The sequence below is a fragment of the Novosphingobium aquimarinum genome, assembly GCF_009746585.1.
GTDB lineage: Bacteria > Pseudomonadota > Alphaproteobacteria > Sphingomonadales > Sphingomonadaceae > Novosphingobium > Novosphingobium aquimarinum.
In genome coordinates this window covers 251,165-263,308 of the sequence record NZ_WRPO01000006.1, presented here as the reverse complement: position 1 = coordinate 263,308, position 12,144 = coordinate 251,165, and the positions used below count along the sequence as shown (strand labels likewise).

Below are 12,144 nucleotides of genomic sequence, written 5' to 3'. Positions count from 1 at the left end.
CTTCCAGTGCGACCTTGGCCTTAAAATCGGCGCTGTAGCGCTTCCTCGTCGTCTTCATTCCCGTACCAATCCATCAGGTCGGGAGTAGCTTAACACCCTGTCCAGAAAACCGGCACCATCTCACACCATTCGGTGCACCAGATCTATTAGCTCCGCCGTGTAGTCGGCAGCGCAACTTCCCTTTGATAGCTGGGCATCGGCAGGGCTTCCCCGTTCGATTGCGTGCTTGGCAAAGTGGAGCAGTCGTCAGAAGCGGGGGCTCCCCGTTCATGGGGTTGCCCGCCGGCTTCTTCCGCCCCCCGGTGATAGTGCACATGCTGGTGCAGCTCCTTTTTCACGGTGATGACTTGGCGCGCCGTTCGCTGCCGGCATCTGCGATTGCTCGCAAGAAGTAGCATCCGCGTGCCCCTTCGCTCCGGCTCCACTCGGACAGGGCGAAAAAGAGGCCATCTACGCTATCTACATCCAGGGCCTGAAAGAAGCGGTCGCGGCGATGGTCGAGCGTCGCCATGATTAGCGCGGTCTTACCGCCCAGATGCTTGTAGAGCGTACGACTGGACACGTCGGCCGCAGCAGTCAGGCGGTCCATGCCGGAAGCCGTGAAGCCGGTCGTGCTCGCGAGATAAATTTCCCGAAGGAGACGCTTGAGAGCAATTGGGTGTGGGCAGCCGCGCGCTAATGTGGGTTTTTTGAGCGCGCCCGTCTCCTGCACCCAGAGCTGCCCAATAACGAAGCGCTTATCTGCCAGATTAATGCATTGAGAAGTGCAATCGACACGCTCAAAAGATCGGAATGTCCAAGCCTGTCGCTTTGCCCTTCATACCGGTGGCTCGATCGCGCATCGCCGATCATGGCATTCGCGGCCTCAGCATGCGCACCGTTGCACAGGGCGCGGGCAGTTCGGTCGGTTCGCTCAATCATCATATCGGGGACAAGGCGGCCCTTATCGGCAGACTGATCGAGGAGGAGCGAAAGGAGCGGCGCGACCTCCTCGATCGATGGCGGAAGCGCACCGCGCAGCTCGCCCTGGCCGATCCGCAAGTGCTAGCGTCTGTGATTGCGGCGTATCTGGAGGAAGCCGCGGTCGCGCGGCGCGAGGCTTCCGTCACCATCTGCGAGTTCCTGGTGGAGGCGATCGTCGATCCGCATGGTTTTCCGACACTGCCCGGCTTGCTTGATGACGAAGATCACTTCTGGGCCGTCCTGCTGGAACGCGATCATGGACACAGTGCCGACGCTCTAGGGCGCGCGATCGCGGCCTATTGTCGCGATGAGCTGCCCTTTTTCATCGCCGCGCCGGGCCACACCGACTTCCGTCTGCTGCGCACCGCCACCATCCAGCGCCTGGCCGAGGGCATGGTCGGGCAGGCAAGCGGGCTGAGCCGAGGCTTTGCCGCCCTGGTTTCGGCGTGCGGGGAAGGGAACGCTGCGGTGCAGTTCCCGTTCGATCTGCCGGAAGGCTCCAAGCGGGTGGAAGTGGCCGGCTATGCAGCCAACGTGATGATGCAAATGGGGGCAGCGGGGATCACGCACCGCCAGGTCGCTTCGGAAGGCGGCATCCCGCACACCAGCGTTGCTCACTATTTTCCCACTCGTGAAGATCTCATGCATGCGGCGATCGGTTCGCTGATCCTACGGACGCGGCACGAGGTGCGCGGGACTAGCCTTGACGACACCGACGGCTCTTACGGGCTCACGCTGATCCGCGCGACGCATTCAGTCGCGCTCGCAGCAACGCGCGATCCGGCCCTGGTCGTATTTGCCCTGGATATGCGGCGCCGTCGGGCCGAAAACGTGCATGGGGACGTGAGCAAGACGATCGGCGGCAGCGAGGGGCTCGATCGGGCGGCCGCGCAGACTGCCACGATGATCCTGATCGGCTCCGGCCTCGCCGCCATGGCCCGCGGCGGTGCGGGCGGTGACAAGGTCATCCGGCCGAAAGATTTGATGCATTTGCGCGCGGCCTGCTTGATCGGCAGTAACTCTCTCGCGGCGCGCGGCGCTAGGCCGGAGAGATAGCGGAGGGCGCGGCGCTACCGGGCATGTAGCGTGTGAGCACCGCTGCAAGGCCGCAGCCGGCCATGATGGCAACACCGAGCGGCCAGAACGCTGCGGGCTCGATGTCGGCCGATTGCCCGACCGACGCAAGCCAGCCGCCGACAGCGAAGCCGGACAGCCCGAGCGCGATCTTTATGCTCATGGTGAACAATCCGAACGCGGCCGCATAACGTGCCGGGGTCTGGCCGCCCTTTCCGCCGATCGTTTCGGACAGAACGGCCCAGCTCAGCATGGCGACACCTCCGCCCAGGAGGCTCATGACGCCGAGTGCCACGAGCGCCGGCAGGGGCGTCGCTTGCGGGAGGAGCGCAACCAGCGGAATGAACGTCGCGCTCAGGCCATAGGCGAGTGCGAGGGCGCTGCGGCTGCCGATGCTGCGAGCGACCGGCGACCAGAACCACACGGCCGCCAGGCGGCCGCAGGTGAGCAACAGCAGGACGGCGGCGGTCAGTTCCGGGCCGCCGAGATCCAGATGCAGCATGGCCTTGCCCGCAGCGGCCAGTCCGGCCAGTCCGACAGCGGAAGCGGCGCAAAAAACCACCAGCGCGGGGTCGATGAACGATCCTTCGCCCGCCGCCCTCTCGCGACGCTCCCTGACAGCCTCGCGCGCCAACATCGACGGAAGCGGCAGCATGCATACCACCGCGACCAGGCCGACCGCGCCGATCAACAGGATGACCGAACTCGACCGGACGCCCTCCGCCAACAGCACCGGAAGCGACGCACATCCCACGACCAGCGCGGCAGCCGCCGAATAGATCGCGCGCAGCCGCGCAACGCCGAGATCGCCGTGCTCGAGTGCCAGCCGACGCGTCAGGCCGTTATGCGGCAAGTCAGCCAGACTGAAGCCCGTGCGAAACAAAACCAGCAGGGCCCCGGCTGCCAGCGGGTTACCCTCTGGCAGCATTGGCAGCGCGGCGAAGCCACCGCCGGCCGCGAGTATCGCCGCCATCGAAAGCGCCGGCAAAATGCGCTGCAGTAACGGCCAGCGAAGAAGTGCAACACCGAACACCCCGTCGCACCCTGCGTTCCACAGGGCGCTGGCGAGGAACATCGACCCTGCCAGGGCCGGCTCGATCTGCAGGAAGCGGACGAGGATGTAGAGCGTGAGCGCGTCCTCTCCGGCCCACAGCAGGCTCTTGCCGAAGTGCACGCTGCCATAGGCCGTAAGGCCGGTTTGCCATGGAAGGCGGGGCGGCGGGCAAGGGCTCACCTGGCGCCTCATAGGGCGCGGAGATGACATTCGCGGGAAGCCCCCTTCCTCGGTCAATCGCCAGGACGCGGAGCGATCCGGGCGGGCCCGCCACCGGGTAGTTCGACAATGTAGGGCGTTCCGTATGCGTTCCCCGGCTCTATGAAGTCGGTGGACACGATCTGCGCGCCGGATGCGAACGCGGCGTGCGCCCGCGTCATGTCATCGGCCTTGGCTTCCCAGGTCTCGATATCGGCCCGGGTGCGCACCAGATACCCTTTCGCCACTTGATCCCGGATCTGGTCGCCGCGGTCGATGGCGTTGTCGTTGAGGATGAAAGCGGCGAAATCCTGCCCGGGAATGGAGTCGAGGAACGCTACACGCTCTCTCAGCCCCGGATGACCGATCAGGTAGTCGGACGCCCCGTCCTTGCCCGTTGCCGTAATCAGCATGAAAACGAACTTGCCGCGCGCTTTGGCGAGGTCCGGCCATTCGTCGGCCAGCACTGCGTCTTCGAGCCGGGAGCGATCGCCGCGCACGTCGTCGGGCGTGATCACATTTTCGCGCCCGATGATGTCCAGGATATCGCGGTCGATCAGATCGTAAGTTTCAGGCGTAAACGGCGGCACTTGCGTTGAGCCCGGAAGGATACCCAGAGCCTGAACCTTCGCTTCGAGCATCACGAAGATCGGCACATGGCCCGGATTGTCGTCCGACCACGCTTTCATTTCCGCCAGGCACTTGTGGAAGGTTGGACAGGAACTGCGGAAATCAATGTCGGGCATGTGGAGCACTTTGAGTCCGGGCTCTGCCAGGGGCGCCGGGTCGAACGGCAACAGATCGCTGACGCCCTGGGCGCGCAGCACTCTGTAGGCTGCCGGATCGGCATAGGCTCCGCCCTGCGGATCGGCGTTGAGATCGATCTCCAGGCTGCGTACCCCCCGCTCCAGTTGGTCGGTGAGCGAGGTGTAGCGATAGGCCAGCGCCTCGCCGATCGTCATGTCGTTGGGATGCGCGGTCCGGAATTCCTCCAGGGCTTCCGCGGGCATGCTCGCGATGATCTCGTGCATGGAGGGGATCCGCTCGTCGAGCATGGCTCGCACGCGTGGATCCGTCCCCAGCGAGTAGCTGTTGTGGGTTCCCAGCACTTGAATGCGGTTGATCGGCAGGTCGTCCGGCAAGTTCGCGGCTTCGGGCTGCGCATCGGCATCGGCCGGGTGGCTCGCCTGCGCATGGACCTGCGCCCAGGGGCCGATGGCGGCAAGGCACAGCAAGGCTGCGCCAATAGTTTGGCTGCGCATCATCTCACTCCCCCCGATCATAAATTGAAGTTCACGAACGCCCCGGCCGTTCGCCGCGCGCGGGGGGAAGTATAATGGAGCAGCCCGAGGCTGCTGTAGATCTGCCACCCGGTGGAGAAATAGGTGTCGAACAGATTGCGCGCGTAAATGCCGGCCTCGATCGTGCCGTTCTCGTTCGCGAGGCTCAGCCGAGCATTGACCAGGCCGAAGGAGGGGACGCGGGAATAATCCGGCTGCCCGACCACCGTCCAATATTCGCTGCGCCAGGCATAATCGGCATGCGCGCGCAGGCGCCAGCTATCGGCAACCGGTTGGTCGAGGTCGGCCGCCAGCGTCGCCGCCCATTCCGGCGCGTTTGGCAGGCGAGTGCCGGTATAGTCGGTTGTGGCGTCGTAGACGTAATCGGTGAACTTCGCGTCCGTGTAACTGCCCGACGCCGTTAGCGAGAACGAGCGCGCGGGCCGCACGGCGATAGACATCTCGACGCCCTGGCTGCGCAAGCCGCCGGCATTGCCGATCGCGGACACCAGCAGCGTTCCCCCGGCGCCATCGGGGACGCGGGTCAGGATCGTCGCCTGGAAGTCGGTGAAGTCGGACCGGAAGAAGTCGAGGTTGAACCTCAGCCGCCGGTCCAGCCATTCGGATTTGAGCCCGACCTCCCAGGCTTCGACCGTCTCGTCCGCGTAGGGCGCATATTTGTTTCCGACAAATGCGATGCCCGCTGGCTTGTAGCCGGTCGAGAAGGACGCATAGATCATCGCGTTCTCGCCGATCTGGTATTCGGGTGCGACGCGCCAGGAGAAATTGTCTCCCTTCGCCGTGCCTTCGCGGAATGCCGGAGGCGCACTGGTGGCGACGAATGTGGGATCATAGCCCACGATCGGCACCGGATCGGTCTGAATATAGGACAGTTCCTGCCAGTTTTCGTCATGCGTGTAGCGGCCGCCAAGCGTGAGGCGCAGACGCGGCGTGAGGTTGAATTGCAGCTGGCCGAATCCGGCCACCGTCTCGTTCTTCGCATCGAACAGCGAGGTGTTGCCGGCCTCGCCAATCGCGCCGGTCAAGGCGTACAATACCGTCGACTTGCCACCGTCCGCAAGAACGGGCGCGCCCAGCGTGGCCCATTGATACTGGGTCTGAACTGCTCGCAAATCATTGTAGAAAAAGCCGATCAGGTAGCTGATCGGGCGGTCGGCGGGCGACGCCAAATGGACTTCCTGGCTGAACTTCTCGGTATCGAGATAGCCCTGATTGAAGGGCACGAACGCATATTGGTCGATCGGCAGGAGATTGGCCGGCGTCGCATTGTCATAAGCGGTGCGGCGATAAGCGGTGATGGAGGTCAGCGTATGATCGCCCAGGCCGAGTTCCATCTTGCCCGAAAAACCCCATTCCTCGGTTTCGATTTCGCCGAACTGGGAATCGGCCGTATCGGCACTTTCGGGACCCGGAACGATGCCAAGTTCCTCGAGCATCTGTGTCACCTGCGGGGGCTGATCGCCCACCGGCGTGCGCACCGAACTGTCCCAGTGATGGCCGTAATCACCCGAGAGGGTGAGATTGAAGCGGCTGTCGAATTCGAAATAGAGCTTTGCGCGCCCGCCATATTCGTGGACCGAGCCGACCTTCCGATCGAGCGTGACATTCCGCCCGAAGCCGTCCTCCGCCTGATCGAAGCCCGAGACACGCAGTGCAGCGTTCTCCGCGACCGGAAGGTTCACCGTGGCGTTCAGGATGCGTTCGTCGTGCTCACCCAGAGAGACGCTGCCGCGAAACGACGTGACATCGAGGCGCGGCGAGTTTGTGGTGACGGAAATCACCCCGGATGTGGAGTTCTTGCCGAACAGTGTGCCCTGCGGCCCCATGAGCACGTCGACATGGTCGATATCGACCAGGCCGATCAGCCCGTTGGCGCGCTGCCCGTCCATCACCACGTCGTCGACGACCACGTTGACCGACTTCGCGTTGGAAAAGTCGAAGGACGTCGTTCCGACTCCGCGAATCTGGAATGCCGCTCCCTGCGTAGGGTCGTACTGCACGCCCGGCGCCAGATACTGCAGGTCCGTAACGTCGGTATAGCCGGCATTGGCGATGGCCCGGCCGCTGACGGTCTGAATGGCGAGCGGTACGTCCTGGCTGTTCTCGGTGCGGCGCTGCGCGGTCACTACGATCTCGGGCAGGGCCGCTGCGCCCACGGTCTGGTCTGCTGTTTGCGCAGCCGCGCCCGATGCGGTCAAAACGGCAATGCCTCCGCAGGACACTGTGGTGCGCCAACGGCTGTACGAACGAAAATGCATGATCCCCCCTTTGAGGCTGCTTGATGGGGCCTCCTACAGCGGGCGCATTTCACAATTAAGACGGGTGTACGGGATTCGAGAGGTTCAAATAAGCCATATAAATCCGCATGTACGGATATGCTCTCGGCGCGCTGTTTGCCTCGGGTTCCTTGCAAAAGCAGGTTTGAAAACGGAAGCGTCGCCGCGAGGCGATAGTTCGCGTCCACACAGACGCTTGTGCGGGCTGCAGTGTTTCTCGCTGTAGGCACCGGCGGAAGCAGCCCCCAAGTATCTTTGACAAGGAGCCTTGCTCTTCTGGCGCCGCAGCGAACCACCGCCGACGCCTGCCCGCTACCTTCCAGGCTCTACCAATGAGAGATCAGGCCTGTCGCCTTCAGCGAAGAGATAGGCGTCGAACCACCGGCGGTTGTGCTCCATTGCCGCCAGCTTGTCCCGCGGCGTGCCGAAGCCGTGACCGGCGTTGTCGTAAACCACCAGCTGGGTTTCGACGCCGTAATGCTGTAGCCCGCGATAGAGTGCCCAGCGTTGACTGTTTCGTTCCTGAGGCGGATGGTGACCGCTGCTGGTTTATCGTCTCTTAGGTGAAACATGGATCTTGTTGCGCTCGCCGATTTTAACCTCGTCGCTCGCCATGGCGGCTTCAGCAAGGCCGCGCGTGAGGCCAACCGGCCCAAGGCGACCCTTTCGCGCCGGGTCGCGGAGTTCGAGGCAGCGCTGGGCCTTCGGCTGTTCGAGCGCGGCGGCCGTGATCTGAAGCTGACCGAGGAAGGTCGCGCGCTTCATGAGCGTAGCGCGAAGCTGCTGACCGATCTCGACGAGACCGTCACTGCCATCGCGTCAGGCGGTGAAACCCCGCGCGGACACATGAAGATCAGCGCGCCGCTCCTCTTCTGCCAGATCGCGATGGGCGAGGTCGCCGCGCGCTTTGCCGCCGCCTATCCCGAGGTCCAGCTCGAGATCGTCAGTGAGGACCGTGCGGTCAATATGGTCGAGGAGGGGATCGATCTTGTCATTCGGATCAACCCCGGTGCGGACGACAACCTGATCGGGCGCGTATTCCTGCGCGATTACCAGGTCGTCGTTGCGCCTCCGGGGCTCAATCGACCGTCCGGCCGCAAGAGCGTTCCCGCGATCGTGCGCAGCACCGACTGGAAGCAGACGAACTGGCGCCTGCGCCATGACGGAGGAGGGATTGAGACAGTGGCGATCGAACCGATATTGTCGCTCTCCTCGCTGATTATGATCCGCGACGCGCTGCGAGATGCGCAAGCGGCGGCGGTGTTACCTTTTTCGTTGGTCAACAACGAGGTCGAACGTGGCAACCTGGTGATGTGGGGCGAGCTGGATATGCCAGGCACGGAACTGTGGGCGCTCTATCCCTCGCGGCGTCTCTTGAGTTCCCGCGTCTCGGCGTTCCTCGATCACCTCAAGGCGACCTTTCCGACCGGATCGGCGCACGAGTTGGCGGCCTTCGTTCGGTAGCGAACGGCTCCTTGCTTCGTCTCGCTGATGGGACAATGCGTTCACAATGATGCTCTGCCGCGCAGTACGGCGAGACGTTAAATCCCTGGCAGTCATCAAGCCAAGGAATTGAATCATGAGCATCATCACCCACGACGAGGCTTTCCGCGACCGCGCCGCCATGCTGGCGATGCGCGCGATGATCGCCGTATCAGGCCGCTTCTCGATCGAGCCGGGTGCCCGCGAGGCCTATGATCAGCTGATCGCCCGCACCAAGATCGCTGACGGTGTCGAGACCGCCCGAGGTCAGGTCGGCGGTGTGAGCGGGTGGTGGGTCACGCCTGTCGGCACACATGCCGATCACGGCGCCATCCTCTACGTCCATGGCGGCGGCTATGTTCTGGGCAGCGCCGCGGCCTATCGCGGGCTCGCCAGCCAGATCGCCACGCGCGTGAGTCGCCCTGTCTTCGTGGTGGATTACGCGCTCGCGCCGGAAAATCCTTTCCCCGCCGCCTATGACGATGTCAGCAGGGCCTATGTCGCGCTGGCCGAGATGGCGAGCGGCAAAGTCGCCCTGATGGGCGATTCCGCAGGCGGCGGTGCGGTGCTTTCGGTCGCGATGCACGTCTCCCAAGGAGCTCCCGCACCGGTCGCCGTGGTGGCCTACTCGCCTTGGGTCGATCCTGCGCTCGAAGGTGAGAGCGTTCGGAGTCGGGGCGATGTCGATCCGATCCTCACCGAAGATGCGCTTTCTGCCGGCGCGCGCCAGTACCTCGCCGGCGCCGATCCCAGCGATCCGCGCGTCAACGCGCTCAAGGGTGATTTTGCCAAGCTGCCGCCGGTGCGGATCGATGTCGGTGACGATGAGATCCTGCTCGACGATGCGCTGCGCTTCGAAGCGCTCGCGGGCGAAGCCGGCCGGCAGGTCGAGACGCATGTCTGGAAGGGCATGGTCCATGTCTTCCCGGCTAATGTCGGAATGCTGAAAGCATCGGGTCAGGCGCTCGATGGGACTGCCGAGTTCCTCAAGCGTCACTTCTGATCAGGGTTCGGGTGGCGCCTCTCGGAACACCGTGGGCGCAACCCGCCTTACCCCTCGCGTGCTGACAATGGACGACAGGCGGTCCAACCCGGTTGGCACCGACTCATTAGAATGAAAGACGCAAGGATGAATGTCGCATTTCTCGGACTGGGCCAGATGGGTTCCGGCATGGCGAATCAGTTGATCGGCGCGGGTCATCAAGTCACGGTCTGGAACCGCGATCGCGCCAAGGCGCAGCCGTTCGCGGAGCAGAGCGCAAAGATCGCGCAGAGCCCTGAAGATGCAGCGCGCACCGGCATTGCGATGACGATGCTGGCCAATGACGATGCAGTCGAGGCGGTCGTATTCGGCGAGGACGGGATCCTGTCGGCCGGCGCGGGTGTGCTTCATATCTCATGCAGCACCGTAAGCGTCGAGCTGACGAAGCGTCTGGCGCAGGCACACGATCGCGCCGGCCAGCGCTTCGTCTCGGCGCAGGTGCTGGGCCGTCCCGACGTGAGTGCCGCAGGCAAGCTCTCGGTCCTGGCCGCCGGTGCGCCCTCAGATCTCGATACCGCACAGCCGCTGTTCGATGCGATCGGATCGGGTACGTTCCGCATCGGGGAGGACCCGGTGATGGCGGTCGCCGTGAAGCTTGCCACGAACTTCGGGATCTCCGCGATCATCGAAATGCTGAGCGAACAATTCCGCATTGCCGGTGTGCATGGCGTAGAGCCGGCGCAGATGGCGGACTTGCTGATCGGGTTCGATTTCGGCAACCGGATCATCCGCAGCTATGCCCCGATGATCGCGGAGCAGCAATTCGAACCGGCGGGCTTCCCCATGCGTCTCGGACGCAAGGATGTCGGCCTCGCGCTTGCTGCAGGCGAAGGCGAGCGACTGCCGCTGGCAGAGCTCATCGCAGCCCGCCTGGACGCGATTATCGCAGCCGACGGGGGCGAGCGGGACTTGTCTGCGCTAGGCCAACCCTTGCCGGAATAACTGAGCCATCGCGCACGCATTGTGGGGGCAAGCTGCCGCCTGGCCCATCGGTGCGAGACCTTCCGGCCACCGCTGATCCGGGGATGATCGATAAGGGATCGAGCCGCTGCGTGCCTTTATCGACTTTTACAATGCCGGCTCCGCCATCGATCGGGCCTGACCCGAAATATCGGTCATTTGCCCCATCAGCGCGGCGAGCGCGGTGCGGCAGCCTTCAATGTCGAGCCCGTCCCCGCGCCAGGCCACATAGCCGTCTGGGCGGACGAGCAGCAGCGCCTGCGCGTCGTCCTGCGTGAGGCCGTAACGAGCGAACAGCTCGGCGTGTTCGACCCGCTCGACCCGCTCGTGCGCGGGCAGGTTGAGCCGCGCGGCGATGCGGGCCGTCACGCCGGGCAACGCGTCGAGCGCCGCTGCGAGCCGGTCCGCCTCGTCCGCGTCGAGCCGCTTGCGCGACAGCGCGAGCGCGGTGAAGCGGTAGCCGGCAATGAGGTCGAACACGTCGCGCCCGCGGCGGATTGGCGCGTCGGGCACTCGCTCCCCCGCCACCGGCCCCTTGGGTCCGCGCGGTGCACGGGGTTCGGCATAGCCGACGTCGATCTGCGACAAGGCGCGAAAAGCGGCTGTCTGCACCCGGTCGAGTTGGGAGGCGGGGCCGACAACGATCCGCGCCAACGCGTCGCGCATCTTGGCGCGCCAGCCGGTCTGCGATGCGCTGACGTCGAACATGCGATCGGAAAGCTCGAGCACGTGATGCGCGACGGGCAGCCGTTCCGCTTCGTAGCTGTCGAGCAGCGCGTCGCCAGCACCGCGTCGGAGCACGGCCGCGAGCTTCCAGGCGATGTTGGCGGCGTCCTGCAGCCCGGTGTTCATCCCCTGGCCGCCGGCGGGCGAGTGGATGTGCGCGGCATCGCCGGCGACGAACACGCGGCCGACGCGGTAGCGGTCGACGACACGGTGCTGCGAGGAGAAACGTGTCAGCCACACCGGGTCGTGCAGGCCCACGGGCCGGCCTGCCGCCGCTTCGAACCCGGCCTGAAGCTCGGCGACATCGAGATGCGACCAGGTCTGGTCCTGCGTGGTCGGGGGCGCGAGATCGGTGGTCATCACCCGCGCCACGCCGTGACCCTGAAACGGCACGTAAAGGCCGAGACGGTCGCCGTTGAGAAACACGCGGAACCGCTCGCCGGGCAGGTCCCAGTCCACCTGCACGTCGCCAAGCAGGAAGCTTTGAGGGTATCGGGCACCCTCGAACGACAAGCCGAGCCCATGGCGGACCAGGCTGTGAGCGCCATCGGCGCCGAGCACATATTGCGCGTGAAAGGTCAGCGGAGTGCCATCGGCGTGGGTCGCCTCGACGGTCACCGCTTCGCCGGTATCGACGAATGCCTTCCCCTCCACGCTGCGGTCGACCGCAAGCCCCACCTCGCCGAGCGCCTCGATCAGCAGGGCCTCCGTTCCCGACTGCGGGATCATGGTGAGGAACCGGAACGGCGTGTCGTCGGCATGCGCGTCGTCGAAGTGGAATCCGCCGACATGGCGTCCGGCGACGAAGATGTCGAAGTCGCTGTTGGGCACGCCGTGCGCGAACACCTTGTCGGCAAGCCCCAGCGAGGCGAACAATTCCACCGATCGCGACGACATCACCCCGGCGCGTGATTCAGCGGAAGGCTCGGCACGCTTGTCGATGACGCGTACGTCGACGCCACAACGCTTGAGCAGGTAAGCCGCCATCAGCCCTGTCGGGCCGGCGCCGATCACCAGCACCTCGCACGCGATCGCTTCCACTTCGGTCATGATACCACTCCGTCGAAT

At 64.6% G+C, this 12,144-nt stretch carries 10 protein-coding genes and 1 pseudogene; 4 read left to right on the top strand and 7 right to left on the bottom strand.

Going from position 1 to position 12,144, the window contains the following annotated elements; genetic code table 11:
- Window positions 1-73 precede the first annotated feature (73 nt).
- Entirely contained in the window at window positions 74-271 is a 198-nt protein-coding gene (locus GQO94_RS21385) for an HGGxSTG domain-containing protein (protein WP_408636610.1), read from the bottom strand.
- Window positions 272-334: 63 nt separating this feature from the next.
- Window positions 335-712, bottom strand: a complete 378-nt coding sequence (locus GQO94_RS09440) for a TetR/AcrR family transcriptional regulator (protein ID WP_198045901.1) — start codon at window positions 710-712, stop codon at window positions 335-337.
- An 80-nt stretch (window positions 713-792) separates the two neighbouring features.
- Here GQO94_RS09440 and GQO94_RS09435 point away from each other — a divergent pair, with 80 nt between their 5' ends.
- Window positions 793-2,019, top strand: coding sequence for a TetR family transcriptional regulator (locus GQO94_RS09435; protein ID WP_156840883.1), 1,227 nt, complete (start codon window positions 793-795; stop codon window positions 2,017-2,019).
- Here GQO94_RS09435 and GQO94_RS09430 read toward each other — a convergent pair.
- The 4 genes and pseudogenes from GQO94_RS09430 to GQO94_RS21380 all read right to left on the bottom strand — a co-directional run.
- Window positions 2,003-3,211 (bottom strand): MFS transporter, encoded by a 1,209-nt coding sequence (locus GQO94_RS09430; protein ID WP_198045900.1) that lies wholly within the window; start codon window positions 3,209-3,211, stop codon window positions 2,003-2,005. The genes GQO94_RS09435 and GQO94_RS09430 overlap by 17 nt on opposite strands.
- 113 nt (window positions 3,212-3,324) lie before the next feature.
- Window positions 3,325-4,554, bottom strand: a complete 1,230-nt coding sequence (locus tag GQO94_RS09425) for a Ca2+-dependent phosphoinositide-specific phospholipase C (RefSeq protein WP_156840881.1) — start codon at window positions 4,552-4,554, stop codon at window positions 3,325-3,327.
- Window positions 4,555-4,568: 14 nt separating this feature from the next.
- Window positions 4,569-6,848 (bottom strand): TonB-dependent receptor, encoded by a 2,280-nt coding sequence (locus GQO94_RS09420; protein WP_156840880.1) that lies wholly within the window; start codon window positions 6,846-6,848, stop codon window positions 4,569-4,571.
- A gap of 330 nt (window positions 6,849-7,178) precedes the next feature.
- Window positions 7,179-7,358: pseudogene (locus GQO94_RS21380) on the bottom strand (hypothetical protein); the annotation flags it as partial.
- Window positions 7,359-7,436: 78 nt separating this feature from the next.
- On the opposite strand from GQO94_RS21380, the gene GQO94_RS09410 reads away from it, so the two are divergent.
- The 3 genes from GQO94_RS09410 (at window position 7,437) to GQO94_RS09400 (ending at window position 10,332) form a co-directional block, all read left to right on the top strand.
- Window positions 7,437-8,330 carry a LysR family transcriptional regulator gene (locus GQO94_RS09410; protein ID WP_156840879.1) on the top strand — a complete coding sequence of 298 codons (894 nt, stop codon included), beginning with the start codon at window positions 7,437-7,439 and terminating at the stop codon, window positions 8,328-8,330.
- 115 nt (window positions 8,331-8,445) lie between these two features.
- On the top strand, window positions 8,446-9,351 hold the full coding sequence (locus tag GQO94_RS09405) for an alpha/beta hydrolase (RefSeq protein ID WP_156840878.1): 906 nt from the start codon (window positions 8,446-8,448) through the stop codon (window positions 9,349-9,351).
- Window positions 9,352-9,477: 126 nt separating this feature from the next.
- Window positions 9,478-10,332 (top strand): NAD(P)-dependent oxidoreductase, encoded by an 855-nt coding sequence (locus GQO94_RS09400; RefSeq protein ID WP_198045898.1) that lies wholly within the window; start codon window positions 9,478-9,480, stop codon window positions 10,330-10,332.
- Window positions 10,333-10,458: 126 nt separating this feature from the next.
- On the opposite strand, the gene GQO94_RS09395 is transcribed toward GQO94_RS09400, so the two are convergent.
- Window positions 10,459-12,126, bottom strand: coding sequence for an FAD-dependent monooxygenase (locus GQO94_RS09395; protein WP_156840876.1), 1,668 nt, complete (start codon window positions 12,124-12,126; stop codon window positions 10,459-10,461).
- Window positions 12,127-12,144 lie beyond the last annotated feature (18 nt).